Origin of the sequence: Paenibacillus agri, assembly GCF_013359945.1 — a bacterium.
Classification (GTDB): Bacteria; Bacillota; Bacilli; order Paenibacillales; family Paenibacillaceae; genus Paenibacillus_AQ; species Paenibacillus_AQ agri.
In genome coordinates this window covers 205,021-229,811 of record NZ_JABWCS010000217.1, presented here as the reverse complement: position 1 = coordinate 229,811, position 24,791 = coordinate 205,021, and the positions used below count along the sequence as shown (strand labels likewise).

Annotated in this window: 20 protein-coding genes and 1 rRNA gene; 12 read left to right on the top strand and 9 right to left on the bottom strand. The window is 47.2% G+C overall.

From position 1 onward, the window contains the following. From HPT30_RS22470 to gyrA, 3 genes are all read right to left on the bottom strand, one after another. A 16S ribosomal RNA gene (locus HPT30_RS22470) occupies nt 1–65 on the bottom strand; the annotation flags it as partial. A gap of 493 nt (nt 66–558) precedes the next feature. Beyond that, nucleotides 559–1,656: an HD-GYP domain-containing protein gene (locus HPT30_RS22465; protein ID WP_175373540.1), complete on the bottom strand. Its 1,098-nt coding sequence runs from the start codon at nt 1,654–1,656 to the stop codon at nt 559–561. 222 nt (nt 1,657–1,878) lie between these two features. Continuing rightward, complete coding sequence (gene gyrA, locus HPT30_RS22460) at nt 1,879–4,413, bottom strand: DNA gyrase subunit A (protein ID WP_175373539.1); 2,535 nt, start codon at nt 4,411–4,413, stop codon at nt 1,879–1,881. Between the two features lie 354 nt (nt 4,414–4,767). Here gyrA and HPT30_RS22455 point away from each other — a divergent pair, with 354 nt between their 5' ends. Next, a complete protein-coding gene (locus HPT30_RS22455; RefSeq protein ID WP_175373538.1) occupies nt 4,768–5,622 on the top strand; it encodes a YheC/YheD family protein in 855 nt (284 codons plus the stop codon). A 108-nt stretch (nt 5,623–5,730) separates the two neighbouring features. On the opposite strand, the gene gyrB is transcribed toward HPT30_RS22455, so the two are convergent. The 6 genes from gyrB to dnaA form a co-directional block, all read right to left on the bottom strand. Further along, on the bottom strand, nt 5,731–7,641 hold the full coding sequence (gyrB, locus tag HPT30_RS22450) for a DNA topoisomerase (ATP-hydrolyzing) subunit B (protein WP_175373537.1): 1,911 nt from the start codon (nt 7,639–7,641) through the stop codon (nt 5,731–5,733). A 47-nt stretch (nt 7,642–7,688) separates the two neighbouring features. Continuing rightward, the gene (gene remB / locus HPT30_RS22445; protein ID WP_066377786.1) at nt 7,689–7,937 is read right to left on the bottom strand and encodes an extracellular matrix regulator RemB; all 249 of its coding nucleotides are present in this window, start codon (nt 7,935–7,937) and stop codon (nt 7,689–7,691) included. Between the two features lie 16 nt (nt 7,938–7,953). Next, complete coding sequence (gene recF / locus HPT30_RS22440) at nt 7,954–9,072, bottom strand: DNA replication/repair protein RecF (protein ID WP_175373536.1); 1,119 nt, start codon at nt 9,070–9,072, stop codon at nt 7,954–7,956. Nucleotides 9,073–9,305: 233 nt separating this feature from the next. Next, entirely contained in the window at nt 9,306–9,533 is a 228-nt protein-coding gene (gene yaaA, locus HPT30_RS22435) for a S4 domain-containing protein YaaA (protein WP_175373535.1), read from the bottom strand. A 48-nt stretch (nt 9,534–9,581) separates the two neighbouring features. Beyond that, the gene (gene dnaN, locus HPT30_RS22430; RefSeq protein ID WP_175373534.1) at nt 9,582–10,724 is read right to left on the bottom strand and encodes a DNA polymerase III subunit beta; all 1,143 of its coding nucleotides are present in this window, start codon (nt 10,722–10,724) and stop codon (nt 9,582–9,584) included. Between the two features lie 195 nt (nt 10,725–10,919). Next, nucleotides 10,920–12,266 carry a chromosomal replication initiator protein DnaA gene (gene dnaA, locus HPT30_RS22425; protein ID WP_175373533.1) on the bottom strand — a complete coding sequence of 449 codons (1,347 nt, stop codon included), beginning with the start codon at nt 12,264–12,266 and terminating at the stop codon, nt 10,920–10,922. Nucleotides 12,267–12,942: 676 nt separating this feature from the next. Between dnaA and rpmH the strand changes: the two genes are divergently transcribed. The 11 genes from rpmH (at nt 12,943) to HPT30_RS22370 (ending at nt 24,789) form a co-directional block, all read left to right on the top strand. Continuing rightward, on the top strand, nt 12,943–13,077 hold the full coding sequence (rpmH, locus tag HPT30_RS22420; RefSeq protein WP_019914530.1) for a 50S ribosomal protein L34: 135 nt from the start codon (nt 12,943–12,945) through the stop codon (nt 13,075–13,077). Nucleotides 13,078–13,469: 392 nt separating this feature from the next. Beyond that, nucleotides 13,470–13,820, top strand: coding sequence for a ribonuclease P protein component (gene rnpA / locus HPT30_RS22415; protein ID WP_175373532.1), 351 nt, complete (start codon nt 13,470–13,472; stop codon nt 13,818–13,820). Between the two features lie 86 nt (nt 13,821–13,906). Beyond that, nucleotides 13,907–14,791, top strand: coding sequence for a YidC/Oxa1 family membrane protein insertase (locus HPT30_RS22410; RefSeq protein ID WP_175373531.1), 885 nt, complete (start codon nt 13,907–13,909; stop codon nt 14,789–14,791). Continuing rightward, nucleotides 14,788–15,516, top strand: coding sequence for an RNA-binding cell elongation regulator Jag/EloR (gene jag / locus HPT30_RS22405; protein ID WP_175373530.1), 729 nt, complete (start codon nt 14,788–14,790; stop codon nt 15,514–15,516). The genes HPT30_RS22410 and jag overlap by 4 nt, the downstream gene beginning before the upstream one ends. A gap of 352 nt (nt 15,517–15,868) precedes the next feature. Then, entirely contained in the window at nt 15,869–17,245 is a 1,377-nt protein-coding gene (gene mnmE, locus HPT30_RS22400) for a tRNA uridine-5-carboxymethylaminomethyl(34) synthesis GTPase MnmE (protein WP_175373529.1), read from the top strand. A 24-nt stretch (nt 17,246–17,269) separates the two neighbouring features. After that, nucleotides 17,270–19,156 carry a tRNA uridine-5-carboxymethylaminomethyl(34) synthesis enzyme MnmG gene (gene mnmG, locus HPT30_RS22395; protein ID WP_175373528.1) on the top strand — a complete coding sequence of 629 codons (1,887 nt, stop codon included), beginning with the start codon at nt 17,270–17,272 and terminating at the stop codon, nt 19,154–19,156. 3 nt (nt 19,157–19,159) lie between these two features. Then, nucleotides 19,160–19,882, top strand: a complete 723-nt coding sequence (gene rsmG / locus HPT30_RS22390) for a 16S rRNA (guanine(527)-N(7))-methyltransferase RsmG (RefSeq protein WP_175373527.1) — start codon at nt 19,160–19,162, stop codon at nt 19,880–19,882. A 996-nt stretch (nt 19,883–20,878) separates the two neighbouring features. After that, on the top strand, nt 20,879–21,694 hold the full coding sequence (noc, locus tag HPT30_RS22385; protein ID WP_175373526.1) for a nucleoid occlusion protein: 816 nt from the start codon (nt 20,879–20,881) through the stop codon (nt 21,692–21,694). 232 nt (nt 21,695–21,926) lie between these two features. Beyond that, nucleotides 21,927–22,688, top strand: a complete 762-nt coding sequence (locus tag HPT30_RS22380) for a ParA family protein (RefSeq protein ID WP_066377813.1) — start codon at nt 21,927–21,929, stop codon at nt 22,686–22,688. Continuing rightward, on the top strand, nt 22,681–23,526 hold the full coding sequence (locus HPT30_RS22375) for a ParB/RepB/Spo0J family partition protein (protein WP_175373525.1): 846 nt from the start codon (nt 22,681–22,683) through the stop codon (nt 23,524–23,526). Before HPT30_RS22380 ends, HPT30_RS22375 begins: the two co-directional genes overlap by 8 nt. 96 nt (nt 23,527–23,622) lie before the next feature. Further along, complete coding sequence (locus HPT30_RS22370) at nt 23,623–24,789, top strand: aminotransferase class V-fold PLP-dependent enzyme (protein WP_175373524.1); 1,167 nt, start codon at nt 23,623–23,625, stop codon at nt 24,787–24,789. Nucleotides 24,790–24,791 lie beyond the last annotated feature (2 nt).

Here is a 24,791-nt window from a genome sequence, read left to right as displayed (position 1 = left end):
TCGACTTGCATGTATTAGGCACGCCGCCAGCGTTCGTCCTGAGCCAGGATCAAACTCTCCAAATAGGTTTTTTCGAGCGATCACTTCCTCGAATTACTCCGAGAAAATAACCATCCGAAAACTTATCGAAAAGAGCGATTGCTCATTTTGAAACATCTGACGAGAATTAATTCTCATAGGATGAAATTCTAAAGCGTAAGATACGCTGTGAAATTCATCATTTTTGAACTCACTTTCGCGAATTCCATACTCACTCGTTGTTCAGTTTTCAAAGATCAAGCTTTTCTCGTTGTCTGCTCAATGTCTCAGCAGCAACTCTTATACTATATCATGTCCGGCGTTTTAATGTCAAGCTCTTTTTTGAATTTCGTTATTCGAACTTCATTTTTGAGCTCGGCATCGTTATTTCTTGGCCGGAATTAGAATATACCATGTATAGAATTCCATTGCAAGTTTTTTTTTGAGAAAAACTATACAGCTGCTATATATCTTTAGTTCTCTCTCCATAAAGCCATTAAGAGCCTAGGATATATAGCAGCTATACTGATGCTATATACATTAAGCAATGATTTCATCAATATACAGCTCACGTTCAGTGGCCAGGTTAACAATAGTGCCCTCAACCTGAACCATTGGCCGGGTAGGATGTGTGCGGTCAGTAAAGATAATCTCTCCATGACGACCATCACTAAGACGGATGCGTGTTCCGTTATATAGCTCTGTCGATTTCTGAATAAAGGTTTGAACGATAACTGGGTCCAGCTTGCCGAAGCTCTCCGTTAAGATCTGCTCTAGCACAAGATAAGGCGACTGTGCCTTCTTGTAGGCTCTCTCCAGCGTCATAGCATGGAAGATATCCGCTACAGCTACAATCTTGGCATACACATGAATCTGGCTGCCTTCCATCCGAAGTGGGTAACCTGAACCATCCACCTTCTCATGGTGCTGCAGTGCGGCAAGCCTTACTCCTTCATTTATCGCCGTTACGTTACGCAGCAATTGATAACCATAGGTAGTATGTCTGCGTACCTCTTCCTTCTCTTCGTTCGTTAAGGATTCAGGCTTCAGCAACAGTGAAGGGTCTACCTTTACGTTCCCTATATCATGAAGCAATCCTGCGAAGGCAGCCTGCAGCCAGTCCTTTTGCGGATAACCGCACCATTGGGCGATCTTATATGAAGTCAACGCCGACAATACGGCATTATGATAATTGTAGTCCTGTTCGTTCAATGTCCGTGGCGCAAACTTCAGAACATGATATTCCTTCAAATGGCTAATCAGTATTTCGAGTTGGTTTCTCAATTCAAGAATCGGGAGGGGTGCTGCCGCAGCAGAACGATAGCAGTTCTTAATGAGGGCTATCATCTTCTCATATTCATCATGCAAAACCGAGTTTCGGTATAGTGTTGACTCATTGATGAGCGAACCTGTTTTCGCCGTAGCAGCTTTATTGCCGGACTTGGCCGGCTCACTTGCCTTGGCCTCACTCTCGCTGCCCTCTATCTCCACCTGTTGAATCAAAAATGCCTGCAGAATCTCCATATCGCGCGGCAGCAACACCTTGCCCTTGGGAAACAATGTTCCTCCTAATGGCGTAACAACATCTTGTATAATTTTCGAACCTGGTTTAACTTCTCCAACTGCTATGTATGGCATAAGCTCAGCCCCTTTATTCGCTAACCCATTAATAGTGACGCTCTTGTAGATTGAAACATATAACGTCCGGCTGATCGCAGTCCGAAGTTCCTTATTTCACCATGTCCCTAATTATAGTATGTCAGGGGGCAAGCGACCAGTGTGAGGCAGGAGAATCCTGAATTTTATTTAAAAAAAGAGTGAAAGTCTCTGTAAAAGAAACTTTCACTCTTCAAATATACTTTATTCCAGATGATCGTCTTCGCTCTGCGTCTCTACTACTGACTCATCGCTTACGCTTTCCTCTGTAACCTGTCCTTCTTCGCCTTCCTCTGATTCAGACAAATCGTCTTCCTCATTCTTGTCGGCCCGGCAAAGGGTAGCCACTGCATCATCTTCACGAATATTGATCAATTTAACACCTTGTGCGTAACGACCCATGGTAGAAATGCCATCCATGCTGGTACGGATCAAAGTACCGCTGGTCGTAATGATCATAAGGTCCTCATCCTTCTTGACGACCTTCAGACCGACCACCAGACCGTTCTTGTCTGTAAGGTTGATCGTCTTGATCCCCTTACCACCGCGCGTCTGGGAGCGATAATCGCCAGCTGGTGTACGTTTACCATATCCCTTAGCCGTTACGATCAGCACCTCAAGATCCAGATCTACACAGTCCATACCGATAACATGGTCGTTGCTGTCTAGGGTAATCCCTTTGACACCCGTTGCGCTCCGTCCCATCGACCGTACATCGTTCTCGGAGAACGTGATCGACATGCCGCGCGCCGTACCGATAATAAGATTCTGCTCCCCATCGGTCAGCTTCACTTCAATCAGGGAATCCTCTTCACGGAGATTGATAGCAATCAAACCGCCTTTGCGGATGTTGTTATAGTCTTCCAGAGGTGTCTTCTTAACGATACCTTCACGAGTGGCAAAGAAGAGGTATTTATCACTGTCTGCATCCTCTACCTGAATAACTGCGCTGATCTTCTCTCCCTGCTCGATCTGGATCAGGTTGATGATCGGCGTCCCCCGTGCAGTGCGGCCAAGCTCCGGAATCTCGTAAGCCTTGATCCGGTACACTTTACCCTTGTCGGTGAAGAACATCAGGTAGTTATGGGAGTTACTCACGAAGAGATGCTCCACAAAATCCTGATCCTTCGTATCCATACCGATTACGCCGCGGCCTCCGCGCTTTTGACTGCGGTAGGTCGTCACCGGCAGGCGTTTGATGTAGCCGGTATGCGTAATGGTAATAACAACCTCTTCACGCGGAATCAAATCCTCGTCCAGAATACTTTCTTCCCCGACGGTGATTTCTGTGCGACGGTTGTCGGCATATTTATCACGCAGCTCCTGCAGCTCGTTGCTGATAATCTCCAGCACAAGATGCTCGTTAGCCAGAATTTCACGGTATTCCGCAATTTTAGCCAGAAGCTCATTGTATTCGTTCTCGATCTTCTCACGTTCCAGACCGGTCAGACGCTGCATCCGCATATCGAGGATAGCTTGAGCCTGCTCAATACTGAGGCTGAAGGTATTCATCAGTCCTTCACGGGCAATGTCCGTGGTGCGGGAAGCTCTAATGAGAGCAATAACCTCATCAAGGTGGTCAAGCGCAATACGCAAGCCCTCCAAAATGTGGGCACGGGCTTCAGCTTTTTTCAAATCAAATTCTGTACGGCGGCGAATGACCTCAATCTGATGTTGCAGATAGTGGTACAACACATCGCGCAGATTCAGAATCTTCGGTTCGTTGTTTACAATCGCAAGCATGTTGATCCCAAATGTAGACTGCATCGAAGTATGCTTGTACAGATTATTCAGTACCACACTTGGATTAACGTCACGTCTCATCTCTACAACGACACGCATACCGTTTCTGTCCGACTCGTCACGAAGATCAGTAATACCGTCAATCCGCTTCTCACGTACCAGTTCGGCGATCTTCTCAACGAGCCGAGCCTTGTTCACCTGATACGGCAGCTCATGCACGATAATACGCGCCTTGCCGTTGTTCTCTTCGATCGTAGCCTTCGCACGCATCGTAACCGAGCCCCGGCCTGTACGGTAAGCTTGGCGGATCCCTTCACGGCCCAAAATATATCCCGATGTAGGGAAATCCGGTCCTTGAATATATTCCATCAATTCCATTGGCGTAATCTCGGGATTACGGATCAATGCCTGTACCCCATCAATAACCTCTCCCAGGTTATGCGGCGGAATATTGGTCGCCATACCTACGGCAATACCAGATACACCGTTGACAAGCAGGTTGGGGTAACGGGAAGGCAGCACCACTGGCTCGTGCTCTTCACCATCATAGTTTGGCGCGAAATCTACGGTCTCCTTATTCAGATCCCGGAGCATTTCCATTGCGATTTTGGACAGACGCGCTTCCGTATACCGCATGGCAGCAGCCATGTCACCATCGATCGAGCCGAAGTTACCGTGACCGTCAACCAACATATAACGCATCGAGAAATCCTGAGCCATACGTACCATTGTTTCATATACGGCAGAGTCTCCGTGAGGGTGGTACTTACCGATAACCTCACCGACGATTCTCGCTGATTTCTTATGGGGTTTATCCGGAGACATTCCGAGTTCCGACATCGCAAACAGAATGCGCCTGTGAACCGGCTTCAATCCGTCCCGCACATCGGGTAAAGCCCGACTAACAATGATGCTCATTGCGTAATCCATAAATGAATCGCGCATTTCCACGCCAATGTCCCGGTCTTTGATTTGCGGGTTATTTTGTTCAGCCATGAGTGCTGGACCTCCTTCAGTTAAAAAACCGCTACCCTTTATTATATTACTTTCACAAAAGTAGCACAATTAAACATAATAGCCTTTTATCTTTTAAACCTGATTTCTTTTGTTCCTGTAAGGGTATATGCCCTGTCCGCGAACGCCCTCCACACATAGACTGTATAGAGAGAAAGATAGCTTTAATCGTTCCATGTTCGTCCAATAAAGCATAATCCCATATCCTTGTATTATACCATTGTTTAAAGAGCTTGTCCTGAAATTTCAGGCCACAGGAGATTAAGCTCCCTAAGGAGTTCTGCAAGCAAGACTCTAAGGAGCAGTACCTGCATATAACCTTTAAGGAGGAGAAAGATGAAAATTCAACGAGTCTCCAGCAAATGGGCCAAAACAAATGCAATCCTTCTCAATCCCACATTATCGAATTACATTCCTGACACTCGCAAATACAATTTCTCAACACTTGTAGAAATGCTCGCCGTGCACGCAACAGTGTATGTTAAGCCTGACCGCGGAACATACGGCAGCGGCGTGATGAGAGCCGAACAGCGATTGGTCTCCCTGGCGCCCAGCATTCAGGCGGACGGCAGCGAAGATCGCAAGGCGGTTCGGAAGGAAGAGAAAACGATGTATATTCTGCGTTACAACAAAACAGCACAAATTTTCGCTTCCCCCCAGGAACTGCACGAAGCTATATTAGGGCGAACACAGGGGAAATTCTATCTGATTCAAAAAGGAATCGATCTGCTCCGTCATCATGACCGCCCATTCGACCTGCGGGTGCTGGCCCAGAAAACGCCGATCGGTACCTGGGAAACCACCGGAATGCTTGGCCGGGTCGCAGCGCCGCATAAAATTGTGACCAACTATCACAACGGAGGGCGCATTTTCCAGGTAAATACTTTATTTAAGGAGCATATGACCCCCTCTGAGTCCAGCACCGCCATCCAGCAATTGAAGCAGCTTGGTGTGCAGATTGCAGGCCAGCTTGAGTTATCCTATCCCGGTATTAAAGAAATCGGCCTGGATGTCGCTCTGGACCAGCACCATAACATGTGGCTCCTGGAGGTGAACACCCTCCCCTCCATCATCGTATTCAAGATGTTCCCCGACAAATCCATTTATCGCAGAATCCACCGTTATGCCGTCGCCTACGGAAGACTCAAGAAATCCGAGGGCACTGTTTCCTCCCGTCGCAAGGCACTCTGATATCTTTTATGATCATTGTCTAAAAAAGAAAACCTCCGGCCTGCTTATTCCGAGCGGAATAGCAACCGGAGGTTTCTGTATTACTAATACTTGTTATTCTTGTTCAGCCTATACGTCAAGGTTCTTGACGGACTTGGCATGTTCTTGAATAAAGTCACGCCGCGGCTCGACATTGTCGCCCATCAGCGTATCGAAAATGCTGTCAGCCAGTATCGCATCTTCAATCGTGACTTGCAGCATCGTCCGGCTCTCAGGATCCATAGTTGTATCCCAAAGCTGCTCTGCATTCATCTCGCCCAGACCTTTATAGCGCTGGACATTGACTTTCACGTTCTCTCCGAAAGCGGCAATGATCTCATCACGCTCTTTTTCGGTGCTGGCATAACGTACAACCTTGTTGCGCTCAATCTTAAAGAGCGGCGGCTGAGCGATATAGATATACCCCGCGTCTACCAATTTCCGCATGTACCGGTAGAAGAACGTCAGTAGCAAAGTTCTGATGTGAGCTCCGTCAACGTCCGCATCGGTCATAATAACGACTTTGTGGTAACGTGCTTTGGACAGATCGAAGTCGTCCCCGATGCCCGTACCCAAAGCGGTAATGATTGCCCGAATCTCAGCATTGGACAAAATACGATCCAGACGAGCTTTCTCTACGTTCAGGATTTTACCGCGCAGCGGCAGGATCGCCTGGAAATGACGGTCCCGGCCCTGTTTGGCCGATCCACCGGCAGAGTCACCTTCGACGATGTACAGCTCACTGATGGAAGCGTCCTTGGACGAACAGTCTGCCAGCTTACCAGGCAGGGCACTGACTTCAAGCGCACTCTTACGGCGAGTCAGCTCACGCGCTTTACGCGCAGCTTCACGGGCACGTGAAGCCTGCAGTGATTTCTCCAGTACACGGCGGGATACTGCCGGATTCTCCTCCAGGAATTCCTGAAGCTTTTCTCCGAACAGAGATTCCACAATACCGCGAACTTCACTGTTGCCGAGCTTGGTCTTGGTTTGACCCTCGAACTGAGGCTCAGGGATTTTAACGGAAATAATCGCCGTCAGGCCTTCACGCACATCGTCCCCGGTCAGATTGGAATTGCCATCCTTGATCACACCGGATTTACGGGCATAATCGTTGATAATACGCGTCAAGGCGCTCTTGAAGCCTGATTCGTGGGTTCCGCCCTCATGTGTATTAATATTATTAGCAAAAGAATAAATATTCTCGGTGTAGGAATCGTTATATTGCAGCGCGACTTCAACCTGGATCATATCGCGTGAGCCTTCTACGTAGATAGGATCCTCGTGCAACGCTTCTTTTTTCTCATTCAGGTATTTCACGTACTCCACAATACCGCCATCGTATCTGAAGGCATTGGACACGCCAGTGCGCTCATCTGTCAGCGAAAGCTCAATTCCCTTGTTCAGGAAAGCCAGCTCACGAATACGGGTAAGCAGCGTCGTATATTCAAAGATTGTAGTCTCCGTGAAAATCTCAGGATCCGGATGGAACGTAGTTGTCGTACCTGTCTCTTCCGTATCACCTGTAATCTTGATATCGTACTGCGGAACGCCGCGTCTGTATTCTTGCTGGTGAATATGACCTTCACGTTTAACAGACACCACAACTCTCTCGGACAAGGCGTTTACTACGGAGATACCCACGCCGTGCAGACCGCCGGATACCTTATATCCTCCGCCGCCGAATTTACCGCCAGCATGCAGTACAGTCATAACCACTTCAAGCGTCGACTTCTTGAGCTTTGTGTTCTCCCCTACAGGGATTCCCCGCCCGTTGTCGATAACGGTGATGCTGTTATCCTCGTGTATAATCACTTGAATCCGGTCGCAATAACCTGCCAGCGCCTCGTCGATACTGTTATCTACGACCTCCCACACCAAATGATGCAGACCTTTAGCGCTTGTAGAGCCGATGTACATGCCCGGGCGTTTCCGAACCGCTTCCAGCCCTTCTAGTACCTGAATCTGGCTCTCATCATATGTCGGTTGATTCATTGACATGCCTTCACCTACTTCTTTCAGATTATCTCTTTGTTACTGCGGTAGAGCTATATTTCCAACAGCATTTTGGCTCTTTTCTTGAGAGTGGAGGAGGAAATGGGGGAGTAGTACACGCTATTCTTGGTTACGACAATAGATTTCGCTTCCTCTTCACCAATCCGAACCAGCTTCTTATCCTGCTGGGACTGAATGACGAACTGTTTCGATACCTTGGAAGATTTCTCAATCGAAATATCAAATATAGCAATCAGCTCTGACGACCGGATGATCTTTTCCCCGCCCAAATGAATATACATCTTCTTCCTCCGCTCTTTATAGCTCCACTTGTCCGTCACGGACATGATATAGGCTTGCGCCTTTTAATTTATCGGCATGCAGACCTTCAATTCCCGTAGCGGTAATGAATGTCTGTACCTTGCTTTGAAAGGTTTCAATAAGCTGAGTCTGGCGATAAGGATCAAGCTCAGATAGCACATCATCAAGAAGCAGCACAGGATACTCCCCGATCTCCTCATGGATCAGCTCGATTTCCGCCAGCTTGAGCGACAGGGCTGTCGTGCGCTGCTGTCCCTGGGACCCGTAGACCTGGGCTTCACGTCCGTTGATAAAAAAGGACAGGTCATCCCGATGGGGACCCGTCAGCGTCATGCCGCGCCTGATTTCCTGCTCTCTCGTTTGTGATAACTTTAACATAAAATTGTCTAATAAGACAGCTTCATCTTCTTCCTCTCTCTCGCCAAAAGAGGGCACGTAGTGCAATTTTAGCTCTTCCCCGCCATTTGTAATTCCCTTGTGGATGCTTTCCGCCCAGATCTGCAGCTTCTTTATGAATTCTTTCCTTTTTTTGACGATTTTAACACCATGCTCTACAAGTTGGGCATCCCAGATCTCCAGCATCTCTGTTCCGCCGGCGGGCTTGCCCCATAATTGCTTCAGCAGATTACCTCTTTGCACCAGAATCTTCTGGTACTGCTGCAGGTGAAACAAATAGCCTGGCTGCACCTGTCCGATCTCCATATCGAGGAAACGGCGGCGAATACCCGGTGTACCTTTGACAATCTCCAGGTCCTCCGGAGCAAACATCACCACATTGAGCGATCCTACGAACTCACTCAGCCGGCGCTGCTCCAGACCGTTGACCTTCGCCTTCTTCCCTTGGGCAGAGAGACTGAGCTCAAGCTTCAGATCTCCGTATTTGCGCTGAATCTCGGCATAGATCTGCGCACTGCCGCTCGGGGCATCGAACGAGATTAGCTCACGATCCTTGGAGGTGCGGTGGCTTTTGGTCATCGCCAGGACGAACAAGGCCTCCATGAGGTTTGTTTTGCCTTGGGCGTTCTGACCGAGGATCAGATTGACATCCCCCAGGCTTTCCAGACGCAGCAGCCCGTAATTGCGATAATGCTGCAGGCCGATATTTTTAACAAACACGAAATGGTTCCTCCCAAGACCCCACAGGCGTGGAGTTTATGCTACAAAGCTTATTTCTTAAGCGAAAATCATGTGGTCCAAGATCGTATGAAGCTTCCACGAGCGTAAAATGCCCTAAAGCTTTATTTTATACCAAAAACACTGATTGTTGTAGTCTCGCAAATACTAGCCGTTCTTTGGACTCAAAAAAGCGACTCCGAAGAGCCGCTCTGATCACTAGGGGGTCCCCCCTCTTATTTCTGCACTTCGCCGCCAATGACCTCGAACGTGCCTTCATCCTGCACTTCGATACGATCACCCGGATAGAGCTTTCTGCCCCGGCGTTCTTCCTTCTCTCCATTGACCAAGACTAGTCCTTCCTGCAACAAGGCCTTGGCCATTCCCCCTGTGGATACACAATCCGACAGTTTCAGAAATTGATCCAGCTTAATATATCCACTGTGGATAAGTATTTTTCTCATGATTTTTATCCTTTCCACCACTTATCCACAGGCTCGTGAACAGTGAATTTAGTTAGTCGTACGATATGGCAAAATCACATACATGCTGCGGCTGTCATCCAGCGGACGCAAAATAATCGGACTCATCATTCCGGTGAAGGCAATGACAAGCTGCTCGCTTTCGATAACTTTGAGCACATCCAGCATATATTTGGAGTTGAACGAGATTTTGAGAGGTTCCCCTTTAAAATCAATAGTCTCCAGCTCTTCACGCACTTTACCCAGCTCTGAGGAACTGGAGGAAATTTCGATACCGCCCTGATCCAGGGTCTGCATGCGGACAATGTTCGTTTTTTCCTCACGGGACAGCAAATAAGCACGGTCAATGGACTCGCTTAATTTTTTTGTGTCCAAAGTTAGTTCTGTTTTGTATGCCGTTGGAATAATTCTAGAAGTATCCGGATAAATACCGTCCAAGATGCGGGAATAGAACAGCACTTTGTCGATTTTGAAGAGAACCTGGTTATCGGCTACGACAATATCCACCAGCATATTTTGGTCAGGGATGATTTTGCTCAGCTCGTTCAACGTTTTACCGGCTATAACAACATTGCCAAAATGAACATTCTCTGTTCCCTCCAAATGGGCTGCCCGGGTAGCGAGCCGGTGACGGTCTGTAGCGGTGAACTTGAACTCGTTATCGCTCAAATTCCAGAGAATTCCCGTAAGAATCGGTGTCGTTTCCTGAGTGGAAATGGAGAATGCCGTCTGCTTGATCATATTTTTGAGCAAATCGCCCGGGATAGAGATCATATCATTTTCTTCGATGTTCGGCAGCACCGGGAATTCTTCCGGGTCCAGTCCTACGATCTGAATCTCGGTAGAACCAGAGGAAATATAGGTTTGGAAGCCTTCTTTGACCTCCATGTGGATTTCTTTGGACGGCAATTTCTTGATGATTTCGACGAAAAATTTAGCTGGAAGCACAACGCTACCTGGCTGCTCAACTTTTACGATGGTATGGCTATCATTCTCGGCAGGAATAAACGACTGGATGGAAATATCGGTGTCGCTTGCTGTCAAAGTTACGCCTTGATGGGTAACTTCCAGCTTAATCCCGGTCAGAATGGGAATAGTCGTTCTGCTGGAGATCGCTTTGGATACATGTCCAATGGATTCGTTGAGTTCGTTTTTGAGAATGCTTATTTTCATGATTTCACTCCTAGCTGAAAATTGGGAAGTTGCGTTATGCAGTGAGTTGTTCACACCGTTTATAGATGATGAATTATTATAGTTATTTAATAGTATTAGTAGTAGGGGCGTCTAATATGTGGATAACCTTCGAAAGCCGCATAAAATTAAGCCTACCCACATGTGTATAGATTGTGTATAGGCTCTGTATTCCTCTTATGAAGGATTTTTAATTTTCTCCGCAAGATTATTTACCACTTTGTACAGCTCCTGATCGACCTTTAGTGATTGCGTTATTTTCTCGTGTGCATGAATAACTGTCGTATGGTCACGTCCCCCGAATGCTTCACCGATCTTGGGCAAGGAATAGTCTGTTAATTCACGAGAGAGATACATGGCGATCTGGCGCGGGAAAGCTACGGCTTTCGTGCGTTTGCGTGCCTTGAAGTCCTCCAGGCGCAAATTGTAGTATTCACCGACTTTTTGCTGAATATCACCGATGGTAATCATCTTCGGACGGCTGGACGGAATGATATCCTTCAGCGCTTCCGCTGCCAGATGGGTGGTGACATCCTGATTGGTCAAGGAAGAATAGGCCACGACCCGAATCAGCGCGCCTTCCAGTTCGCGAATGTTCGTATCAATCTGGTTAGCAATGTACATCATCGCTTCATTAGGGATGTCGAGGTTCTCCGCTTTCGCCTTTTTACGCAAAATCGCGATCCGTGTCTCCAGATCCGGCGGCTGAATATCCGTAATAAGACCCCATTCGAACCTGGAACGCAGCCGTTCCTCGAGAGTCGGGATTTCTTTTGGCGGTCGGTCACTGGAAATAATGATTTGTTTGCGCTCTTCATGCAGGGCGTTGAATGTATGGAAGAATTCCTCCTGCGTCGATTCTTTGCCGGCCAGGAATTGAATGTCGTCAATAAGCAGGATGTCTACGTTGCGGTATTTGTTGCGGAAGCTTTCCCCACGGTTGTCACGGATGGAGTTAATGAACTCATTCGTGAATTTCTCGGAGGAAATATAAATAACCTTGTTATTGGGGTTATGCTCCAGCACGTAATGGCCGATCGCATGCATCAGGTGGGTTTTTCCGAGACCCACTCCGCCGTACAGGAACAAGGGGTTGTAGGCTTTGGCCGGCGCCTCGGCGACGGCCAGCGAAGCTGCGTGGGCAAAACGGTTGCCCGAACCGATGACGAATGTGTCAAAGGTATATTTGGGGTTGAGCAGATGGGTCTGCGCTTCTTCGCGCGATACGGCAGGGGATGGGGCAGACTGCTGAATAATCAGCTCAGCCGGCTTATTCTCCTCAATGACGAATTTGACATCCACTTGTTGCCCGGTAACTTCCATAACTGTAGCTCCCACCAGCTTGGTGTAGCGACTTTCCAGCCATTCTACTGCGAATGTTGTCGGAGCCGAGATAATGAGTGACTGTTGGTTGAAGGTTAACGCTTTGGTTGCCTTAAACCAGGTATCGAAACTCGGCTTGCTCAGTTTGGATTGGATGATTGATAATATTTGCTGCCATAATTCGGAAGTATGGCTGTCCACAGACTGTCACTCCTTTAAATCTTCCAAATGTGGCATCAGCCATGAAGTGGAAATGTCGAAGAAAATATATAGATGCTGATATTTATCCCCAATACAAAGGACGAGGGGACAAAAAAATATGGATAAATTTGAATTGTTCACAACTTTATCCACAGCTTGTTGATAATATAGAGAGCAAACAAATCTATTCACATTCAAAAGTAATACCATCATAGCAAAAGCACCCCTGTTTTTCAATGATTCGGGCTATTTTATCCACAAATTCAATCACTTGTGTACAAAATTTAAGAACAACACTACATATTGTTGATAAATTGTTCACCGTTCGACATGAAGCGTCAGACCTCCGATATTTTTATACACAGGTTGTCCTAGTCTGCGAACAATCGACTTCTTTTTTTAATCACAGGTGGATAAGTGTAGAATGCTGTGGATTATTTTTTGACGAATGGGGGTTGTGGATAATAGCCTTCTATAAGAGGGGAAGGAAGTCTGCAAAGACTGGTTGACTTTTGACCAATTATTGTGTTTAAATATATAAAGGTGTTTTCTGTGAGGATATGTCTTCAAACATTTAAATGATGATACTGTAGATACTGTCCCTACTTTAAGGACGGCCAAGCCGTTTCTGCTTAGATATGACAGTAATTAAGATCCTGTAAGGGAGGTGCAATACATGAGACCGACGTTCAAACCGAATGTGAGCAAACGCAAGAAGGTACATGGTTTCCGCAAAAGAATGAGCACGAAAAACGGCCGTAAAGTGCTGGCAGCTCGCCGCCTGAAAGGCAGAAAAGTTCTGAGTGCGTAAGTTAGGCCATTAAGGACCACTGCGGTGGTCTTTTTTTCAACATATAAGACTGTATTTGATCTCTATTCGTACTCCGCTTTCTTATAGTTCACATGTGAAACGGGTATCGTCTTTCGGAAAGGGCGGTACCCGTTTTTCGCTTGTTGCATTCATACTTTTCCGGTGAAACCCTGCGAAGGTCTAGATTACGCTAGTATGCGTCGGCTACACTTTGTGGGGCTATTCGTATACACCTATATAGGAAGTAATTCGAATTGTCGCACCGTTAAGCGTTGCTCAATCAGTGTACAAGCTGCCGTTTACGGCTATCGCCGGGTGAGTATACTACTAAATAGAAGGAAAAATTCCGGACAACCTAAAACAGACCGGTCTTTTCAAGTAAGGAGATTCTCGTGCACAAAAGTTTGCGATTACGAAACCGCGCCGACTTCAGCCGCGTATACCGCCATGGAAAGTCATTTGCCAACCACCAATTTGTGGTGTATTGGTTCAATAGAAAAGAGGTGGAGCGTTTCCGGCTCGGAGTGTCGGTTAGCAAAAAAGTGGGGAACGCTGTTGTCCGCAACCGGATGCGAAGACTCGTGAAGGAAATCGTCAGGCATCATGAGCCAGAGATCGCCAGCGGGTTGGATCTGGTGTTTATTGTGCGAAAAGGGGCTCTGTCCATGGAATACACAGAGCTTGAGAAAAGTGTGCTTCATGTGCTTCGCAAAGCCAAGCTACTAAAGGCTTCCCGCAAATAAGAAGGGCCGAAGAGGCTTGTTTATTTGTATTCATAATTATGGTATGATTTACGGTGCAATGGAATGTTCAAGAGAGGGGTTTTGAAGTGTCTCTAATGAAGACTAGACGAGGAAAATGGTTCTTCCTCATCGCTGTAATGGTGTTGATGATCGCTGTTTTGTCAGGTTGTTCTCCGTCAGCCACTGTTACACACACTACGGAGGATTTGAAGAATGGCGGTTTCTGGCAAAGTAACGTAGTTTATTATTTTGCTATCGCGCTGGAAACGTTCGCAAAGTGGTTTAACGGACAATATGGACTAGCCGTACTTGTTATGGTTCTTATTGTGCGCACGCTGATTTTGCCGCTTACCATGAAACAGGTGAAGAGTTCGCGTGCGATGCAGGCCATTCAACCGGAGCTCCAGAAAATCCAGAAAAAATATAAAGACACGCCTGAAAAAGTGCAGCAGGAAACAATGCGCCTCTTCCAGGAAAACAAGGTTAACCCGATGGCAGGATGTCTGCCGCTGATCGTGCAAATGCCGATTTTTATCGCGCTGTACAACTCGATTTATTACAACCCGCATCTGCGTGAGCATTCCTTCTTGTGGCTGGAGCTTGGTAAGCCGGACCACCTGTTCATTCTACCGGCACTGGCTGCAATCACGACGTTCCTGCAGACTCGCATGATGACGAAGATGAATCCGATGCAGCAGCAGGGGCCAATGCAGTTCATGATGATGGTATATCCTGTCCTGATTTTCATCATGTCCTATAATTTCCCGTCTGCACTTCCGCTGTACTGGTTCTACAGTAACATCTACACCATTGTTCAGAACTACTTCTTATACCGCAACAACGATACATCTAAATTCGCTGTCGTAAACTCTGCGAACGACAAGGAAGTAAGTCCTGCGAAGAGCAAGAATACATCTTCCGCGAAGAGCAATGGCAGCAAGGCATCGAAGGGGGCCAAAAAGTCGAAATGAGCAAAGTCGTCGCGACAGGAAAAACCATTGAAGAAGCTGTAGAACGGGGAATAGCCCAGCTTGGCGTTAACAGGGACCGCGTTACAATCAATGTACTTGAACAGCCCTCAAGAGGATTCCTGGGATTGATCGGTGCTAAGGAGGCCAAGGTTGAAGTGACCTTGATCCCTGCACCGGCGCCCGCGGCGAGTGCTCCGTCAGTGCCTCAGCAGTCAGCCAGAGAAAGTACACAGGAGGCTATCGGCGGTGTACCACGCCAAGATTCCGGACAACCGGGGGGAGAAGCTTACCAGCAAGCTGTACGTTTCATTGTGGATGTCGCCAAGAGCATGGGGCTCACGGTGGAAGTAGAAATCGTCCATGCCAAGGAATCGACTACTCTGCAAATATCCGGTCCCGATCTTGGACTGGTTATTGGCAGAAGAGGACAAACGCTTGATGCCTTGCAGTATCTGGCGAATATCGTAGCTAATCGCTACTCCGATAGCTTCATTCGTCTCGTCCTGGATGCAGAGAATTTCCGGGAACGACGCAAGAAGACACTGGAGGAGCTGGCTGATCGGCTTGCAGGCCGCGTCATCCGCACACGTAAAGAGGTTGTGCTGGAGCCGATGTCGCCTCAAGAACGGAAGATTATTCATTCCAGGCTGCAGGATCACAAGCAGGTGAACACACTCAGCAAGGGCGATGAACCCAATCGCCGCGTCGTAATTACTTTGAAGTAGAGACTATATGCCGCAATGACTCCTAGTCTAATCTAAGGGGTCATTGCTTTTTTACAAATAAAACAGATTATATTAGATGAATAAAAGAGCGAAACAAAAAGCGAGAAGGAACGAAGGGGAAGTTTGGAACTGTAGGAGCGATAGCGATCGCCTGAAAGCCTTTCGTAGAAAAGCTGGCATCGAAAGCACAAGCTGTCCCCGGATTTCAACCGCTAGAAGCGGTTTATATAGAAGAAATCTGGGGACAACAGCGACCGGAAGTCCAAACATTCTCCGTAGTGACGACTGAGCCTTATATTCGTATCTTAAGTTCATCTTATATAGTTTGTCATATAACGAGGTGAAAGACAGCATGTTCAGCGATACTATAGCCGCCGTCTCGACAGCGCTCGGAGAGGGCGGTATTGCCATTATTCGGGTAAGTGGCCCGGAGGCTATCCCTCAAGTAGCCCCTCTGTTCCGCAGTAGAGTTCCATTGACAGAAGCGGAATCCCATACGGTTCATTATGGGCATATCATCAGCCCTGGGAACGGAGAAACCATGGAAGAAGTGCTGGTGACTGTGATGAAGGGTCCGCGTTCCTTTACAACAGAGGATGTTGTGGAGATCAGTGCCCATGGCGGCATTATTTCTGTGCGCCGCGTAATGGACCTGCTATTGCAGCAGGATATCAGGCTGGCCGATCCAGGGGAATTCACCAAACGGGCTTTCCTGGGAGGAAGAATTGACCTGACACAGGCTGAGGCGGTTATTGATCTCATCCGTTCCAAATCAGACCGTGCCTTCTCAGTAGCCCTGAAGCAAGTTAGCGGCTCTCTGTCGGAGCGAATTCACGCCCTTCGTCATACTTTGATTGAGACGTTAGCTCATATCGAGGTCAATATTGATTATCCTGAACACGATGTGGAGTCATTGACCGCTGAGTTTATTAAAGATAAGAGTAGTGAAGTGATGGAAGGCATCACCAAACTGCTGAAGACTGCAAGTGAAGGCAAGATTCTTCGTGAGGGCATTACGACAGCGATTGTCGGACGTCCTAACGTTGGGAAATCCTCACTCCTTAACGCGCTGGCCCGTGATAATAAAGCGATTGTTACCGATATTCCTGGAACTACGCGTGATGTGATTGAGGAGTATGTAACCATCAATAACATTCCCCTGAAGCTGCTCGATACCGCAGGTATCCGTGAGACAATGGATATTGTGGAACAAATCGGGGTAGAGCGTTCCAAGGCTGCGGTCACTGGAGCTGACCTGATTTTGCTTGTGCTGAACTCCAATGAGGAACTGCATGAGGATGAATTGGCACTCATGGAACAAATCCACGGTAGACAATGCCTGGTGATCATGAATAAAATGGACTTACCGTCCAAATTGGATAAGGCCAAGCTGCTTGCTCATTTTGAAGAAAGCAGTATTGTCCCGATGTCCGTTCTGGAAGAGGAAGGTCTGGATAAACTGGAAGATGCTATTTCAACACTGTTCTTCGGCGGCAAGCTGGAGTCCGGTGACTTGACATATGTGAGCAACGTAAGACATATCGCCCTGCTGAAAAAAGCGTACAAATCGCTGCAGGACGCTTATGACGCTGCGGAGCAGTTCATTCCGATCGACATGATTCAAATTGATGTGCGGCTGGCTTGGGAACAGCTTGGCGAGATTGTCGGCGATACTGCTGCTGATTCGCTGCTCGACCAGATCTTCTCGCAATTCTGTTTGGGTAAATAACATTTATATAGGAGGAAACAGGACATGAGTTATGATGGAGGCAGCTATGACGTAATCGTCATCGGCGCCGGTCATGCCGGATGCGAAGCAGCTCTGGCTGCCGCCCGAATGGGCTGCAGTACATTAATGATCACGATCAACCTGGATATGGTGGCATTCATGCCCTGCAATCCGTCTATTGGCGGACCAGCTAAAGGACATGTGGTGCGTGAGATCGACGCTCTTGGCGGCGAGATGGGCCGTAATATAGATAAGACATATATACAACTGCGGATGTTGAATACAGGGAAGGGGCCTGCTGTACACGCTCTGCGTGCACAGGCAGACAAGTACCTCTATCAACATGCGATGAAAGAAACGATGGAGAAGACACCTAACCTGACGCTGCGTCAGGGGATGGTAGAGCGCCTGATTATTGAAGATGGACGCTGTGCGGGTGTTATTACGAAGACTGGAACAGAATATCACAGCAAGACTGTTATTCTGACTACCGGTACTTATCTGCGTGGTAAGGTGATTATGGGGGAACTCGCTTATGAGAGCGGACCTAACAATCAACAACCCTCCATTAAGCTGTCCGAGCATTTGCGGGAGCTGGGCTTTGAACTGGCTCGTTTCAAGACGGGTACACCGCCGCGTGTACACAAGGATAGTATTGATTTCTCCAAGACTGAGATTCAACCGGGAGACAACAAGCCTAAATTTTTCTCCTTTGAAACAAAATCTTCGGACAACGAACAGCTGCCTTGCTGGCTGACGTACACTTCGGAAGAGACGCATCAGATCATCAATGACAACCTGCACCGGGCACCTATGTTCACAGGGGTTATTGAAGGTACTGGTCCGCGTTACTGCCCATCCATTGAGGATAAGGTAGTCCGGTTCAGCGATAAGTCCAAACATCAGATTTTCCTGGAGCCGGAAGGCAAAAACACATCGGAATACTATGTACAGGGTCTGTCCACGAGTCTTCCCGAAGATGTGCAGCTGGCCGTACTTCGCTCTATTCCTGGTATGGAAAAAGTAGAGATGATGCGTAATGGCTACGCCATCGAATATGATGCTATGGTGCCTACCCAGCTCTGGCCATCCCTTGAAACGAAACGGCTGCCTGGCTTGTTCACTGCTGGACAAATCAACGGAACTTCCGGTTATGAAGAAGCGGCAGGACAAGGGGTTATGGCTGGTATTAACGCTGCCCGCAAAGTTCAGGACAAAGAACCTGTTATTCTGGACCGTTCGCAAGGCTATATCGGCGTGCTGATTGATGATCTTGTAACCAAGGGAACCAACGAACCATACCGTCTGCTCACATCACGGGCTGAATACCGTCTGCTGCTTCGCCATGACAATGCGGATCTGCGCCTGACGCCGATCGGTTATGACATTGGATTGATCAAGCAGGAACGTTACGATGCTTTTGTGGATAAGAAGGAGCGGGTAGAGCGTGAAATCGTCCGCCTGCAAGAAACCAAGGTGAAGCCAACCGAAATTAATCCCATCCTGGCACAGTTTGAATCTGCGGATATTGTGGATGGTAGCAACCTGCTTGTCCTTATGCGTCGTCCGGAAGTGGATTACAGTTTGGTCGATCAATTCTCCCCATCTCCTGTCGAACTGGATGAGGACATGAAGGAGCAAGTGGGAATCCAAATCAAATACTCGGGCTATATCGAGAAACAGTTGCAGCATGTGGAGCGTCTGCAAAAGATGGAGAAGAAGAAGCTTCCAGAGGATATTAACTACAATGAGATTCACGGTATTGCCATGGAAGCGCGCCAGAAGCTGTCTAACATCCGTCCAATCTCTATTGGTCAGGCTTCCCGGATCTCCGGAGTAACTCCAGCCGATATTTCCATCCTTCTTGTGTATTTGGAGCATTATAACCGGGTGACGGCGGCGAAAGGATAAGTTATGGATCAGACTGTAGCACAATTTACAGAGCTTCTGGAGCAGCATGGAATAAAGCTGAATTCCACCCAACTACATCAATTTGAGCTTTATTATCAGGAATTGGTGTCCTGGAATGAGAAGATGAATCTTACGGGGATTACCGAACGTGATCAAGTCTATACCAAGCACTTTTACGATTCGATATCGCTGGCCTTTTATCTGAATCTGGAGGAAAGAGGAAGCTTGGCGGATATTGGTTCGGGTGCGGGCTTTCCAGGTATTCCTCTGAAAATATGCTTCCCGCATCTAAAGCTGACGATTGTGGATTCGCTCAGTAAACGGATCAAATTCCTCCAGCATATCTGTGATACGTTGCAGCTGGAGGGTGTGCAATTGATTCATGGGCGCGCTGAAGATATTGCCAGACAGGGCGCTCACCGCGATGCTTATGATGTAGTAACAGCCCGTGCAGTGGCACGGATGGCACTGCTGAACGAGTTCTGTCTTCCCTTTGTGAAGAAGGGTGGCGTTTTCGCAGCTATGAAGGGTAGCGATCCTGCCGAGGAATTAAGGGAAGCTAAGTACAGTTTGAAGGAACTGCGGGGTCAACTCATAAAGGTAGAGCCTTTCAAGCTTCCTGTAGAGGAATCGGCACGGCATATTATTCTGGTTAGTAAGACAGCCAATACACCAGCGAAATATCCACGTAAGGCAGGAATTCCTGCTAAGACACCTTTGGTATAAAATGTTTCACGTGAAACATCAGCAACCATAGATGTTATCATGGTTTTCCAAGAGCGGGTCTCATCGTCGACGATGAGACCCGCTCTTTTTCGTATCCAACAAATGTGTCACAGATCTAAGCCTTCGCCTTAGAATAGTTTAAAAGTGGGGTTCATAGTTGTGACTTCGTGTGTACGTGTTTAGTGCTGGCGATTTTATTCGAAATCAGCAAGCTCTTGTTCTGTCGACTTGGGAGAGGTAATTGTACATAGAAGGTAGCAGGGATCATTTATTATTAATATAGACGGGCCGTCTATATAAGATGAACAAAAGAAAGTAACAGTAGGCTAGAAGGGACGAAGGTGGGAGCTGGAGCTGTAGGAGAGAAGAGCTCGTCTGAAAGCCCTCTTCAGGAGCGTTCTCGTCGAAAACTCACGCCCAGAGTAAAAACAATCGCATGATTTCAAATGATAGAAGTGGCTATTAGAGAAGAAGTTTAGTGACAACAGCGACAGGAAATCTAAACATTCCACCGTAGTGTCGACCTAGTATTATGTTCCGATCTTAAGCTCGTCTTACATAGATATGCTGTTCTTTTAAAATTATAGCAGGTCTCGATATAAGGTGAATAAAAGAAATCAACAAGAAGCGAGAAGGAACGAAGGGGAAGGTTTGGAACTGTAGGAGCGATGGCGCCTGCCTGGAAGCTTTCCATAGAAAAGCTCGCATCGAAAGCGCTACAAGTGACGACACCCACTTGTGAAATGTAAAGAGACGCATATTTGATAAATGCAGGAAAAATAGGTCTATACGGAGAATAGGATTATAGAAGAAAAAGTGATAGAATAATATAGTAAGAATTTTATGGGGAATAAGGCTCTCTTCAGCATTTATAGCGGGGGAGAGGGAAGAACTTGCTGGCCTAGGCGAGCAGTTTCCATTGCTGTACGATATGCTTTTACCGGGAATAAGGTCAAGAAGATCGTACTATAACGAAATTAGGTGGTTATGAACGGAATGAAAGAACAATTCACCAAGCTTTTTGGATTTTCCGAGCGGAGCAGCGGAGATGAGATCAAACAAATCCCGGTTCATGAGGTCATCAGCAGTCCTTATCAGCCACGGACAATATTTGATGATGAGAAGATAGACGAGCTGTGCCAGACGATAAAGACACATGGTGTGATTCAGCCTATAGTTGTTCGCATGCGCGAGTCACAGTATGAGATCATTGCCGGTGAACGTCGCTGGCGGGCTGTGAAGAAGCTAGGAATGGAGACCATTCCAGCTATTGTTCGCGAGTTCAATAATTCCCAGGCAGCCTCTATTGCATTGATCGAGAATCTGCAGCGAGAGGATCTAACCTCTATCGAGGAAGCCTACGCGTATCAGAAATTGATTGATCTTCATCAATTAACTCAGGAAAGCCTGGCTCAACGGATCGGTAAGAGCCAATCAACCATCGCCAATAAAATAAGGCTGCTTCAGCTTCCTGAAGAAGTGAAGACAGCGCTTATGGAACGCCAGGTAACAGAAAGGCATGCACGTTCATTGTTGTCTCTGGATAGTGTGGAAATGCAGCTGAAAGTTCTAGAAGAGATAATCTCTAAGGGCTTGAATGTTAAACAAACAGAAGCACGCATCGCATTTTATAAAGAAGTAACACAAATTAAAAAATCAAAACGGGTTTCCTATACAAAGGATGTTCGTCTAGCTCTTAATACAATTCGTCAATCTATTGATATGGTGACAGGCTCGGGGATGGAAATCAAAACGTCGGAGAACGACCGTGGTGACCATTACGAGATTGTAATCCAAATTCCTAAAAGATAAATTGTTTCAGTAGCTGAAGGCGACCCTGGGGTGTTTGGTCGCCTTTTCTGTGGCCTAGCCAAGGATATACAGCGAATATTCATAATGTTATATCATCTGCTTCTTCGGAAAGGCATCCATAGATGCTTTGCTTATAATTCTCGCAGAAAGTGATGCTGTCCATCAGGTCAGCAACGCCGTTTCTACTTGCGACCTACAAGAAGACTCTTCCTAACTATTCGAGGTGAAATAAGTGTCCAAGATTATTGCCATAGCAAATCAAAAGGGTGGTGTCGGTAAAACAACGACCTCTGTGAATCTGGGTGCCGGCATGGCTACTCTGGGAAAGAGAGTGCTTCTTGTCGATATCGACCCTCAAGGCAACACTACCAGCGGCGTTGGCATCAACAAAGCAGATGTAGCAAATTGCATTTATGATATTCTAATCAATGAAGCCGAACCGGGGGAAACGATACTGGAGACCAAGATTGAAGGTCTGCATATTATTCCTGCCACCATCCAGCTCGCGGGTGCGGAGATTGAATTGGTGTCCACCATCTCACGGGAGCTAAGGCTCAAGAAAGCCTTAAATACAGTGAAGGCTAATTATGATTACATCATTATTGACTGTCCACCTTCTTTAGGGATACTAACTATCAACTCTTTGACCGCTGCAGACTCTGTGATTATACCGATCCAGTGTGAGTATTATGCGCTTGAGGGATTGAGTCAACTATTGAACACGGTACGACTTGTTCAGAAGAACTTAAATCCTCAACTGAAGATCGAAGGTGTACTGCTGACGATGCTGGATGCCCGGACCAATCTGGGGATTCAGGTCATCGAAGAAGTTAAGAAGTATTTCCAAGAAAAGGTATATAGAACGATTATTCCACGGAATGTGCGGCTTAGTGAGGCTCCGTCTCATGGACAGTCTATTATTACGTATGATTCCCGTTCCAAGGGAGCGGAAGTGTACTTAGAGTTGGCAAAGGAAGTGATTTCTTATGAGTAAGCGTTTGGGTAAAGGACTGGATGCGTTGATCCCGTCCCTGTCTATTAATGAAGATGATAAGGTGGTAGAAATCTCTTTAGGACAGCTTCGCGCTAACCCTTATCAGCCTCGTAAAGATTTCAACGAAGAGGCCATTCAGGAATTGGCAGAATCCATTCGGCAACATGGTGTTATCCAACCGATCATTGTTCGCAGTGTGTTAAAGGGATATGAGATTATCGCGGGTGAACGCAGATTCCGTGCTTCTCAATATTGTGGAAAAGCAACCATCCCTGCCGTTGTTCGCAACTTGAGCGATCAACAGGTTATGGAGATTGCATTGATCGAGAACCTGCAGCGTGAGAACCTGAATGCAATGGAAATCGCCGTTGCCTACCAAGGTCTGATGGATCAGTTCTCGTTGACCCAAGAGGAACTTTCTCTCAAAGTTGGAAAATCCAGATCACATATTGCCAATTTCCTGAGGCTACTATCCTTGCCTGAGGAAGTCAAGGAATATGTTTCACGTGGAACAATTTCTATGGGGCATGCCCGTGCCATTGTCGCATTGAAGGATGCTGACTTAGTCAAAGAGTTGGCGAAGCAGTGTGTGGAGCAAGAGTGGAGCGTACGGGAGCTTGAGGAGACAGTGAAAAATCTTGATCGCAAACCAGCAGGCGCAGCTAAAGCTAAGAGTGTGAAGCGCGATCCTTACATTGATAATGTTGAGGAGTTACTGCGGGAGCGGTTCAAGACTACAGTCAAGATCAAGCAAGGAAAAGAAAGAGGGAAGATTGAACTAAATTACTACAGTGCCCAGGACTTGGAGAGGCTCCTGGAATTGTTAGGTAACTTGTAAGTGAAAGTCACTGAAAAACATATCCTGAGATATCCTGGAATGGATAAGGAGGGGTATGTTTTTTAAAGTCAAAATAGAATAGAAGGTGGGCGAAGCGTGGAAGAGTTGGTGTACCTGGATCATGCAGCTACATCTTGGCCTAAACCACCAGAGGTAGCTTCGGCTATGATGGATGCCCTGCAGCATTCGGGGGCGAATGCAGGAAGAGGTAATCATTCCCTGGCCATGGGTGCTGGGCGTGTGTTGATGCGTACTCGCAGTTTGTTGGCTGATTTGTTCGCAGTATCTAATGCGCAGGATATCGCTTTTACTCACAACACGACCATGGGTCTTAATATGGCAATCAGAGGCGCACTGCATGCTGGTGATCATGTCATAGCGACGATGACTGAACATAACTCTGTTCGTCGCCCGTTGGAATATTTGCGGAGGACTCAGGGTCTCGAAGTGGATTACATTCGGGTGAATGAGGAAGGGCAGCTTAATCTACAGGAATTACAGACGGCGTTTAAGCATAATACTAAGATGGTTATCTGTAATCACAGCTCCAACCTGTTGGGCAGTATTCTTCCGATAGGTGACATTGGCGATCTGGCAAAATCTCATGGCGCAATATTTCTGGTGGATGGTGCGCAAAGTGCAGGGGCGCTGGATATTGATGTGACTTCGATGAATATTGATCTGTTGGCGTTTCCTGGACATAAGGGACTACTAGGTCCGCAAGGGACAGGTGGGTTGTATATCGCACCACATCTGGATCTTGAGCCGCTAATGCTTGGAGGAACAGGGAGTCAGTCTGAGAATATCGAACAGCCTTTGGTTCGTCCGGATAGGTATGAAGCAGGGACACAGAATGCAGTCGGGATAGCCGGTCTGATGGCGGGTGTGAAGAAGGTGAGGTCTATTGGTGTAGACGTCATTGGCGAAAGGGAATGGAGCCTGGCTCAAACGATGATGGAGGGTTTAACCGTTATTCCGGGCATCCGATTGTTAGGCCCTGCGCTTGGGGCACCGCGAACTGGTATCGTCTCCTTCGTGATTGAAGGGCATGATTCTGCTGGAATTGCCCATCGGCTGGATCGTGAATACAATATAGCTGTACGTGCAGGGATGCATTGTACGCCCTTGGCCCACACGGCAGTAAATACGCTGGCCAGTGGGGCTGTCAGGGCAAGTGTAGGTGTTGATTCAACCGAACAAGATATTAGTAGAATGCTGGCAGCTATGAAAGAACTCTACGGTAGTGCCCGCAGCACCAAATAAAA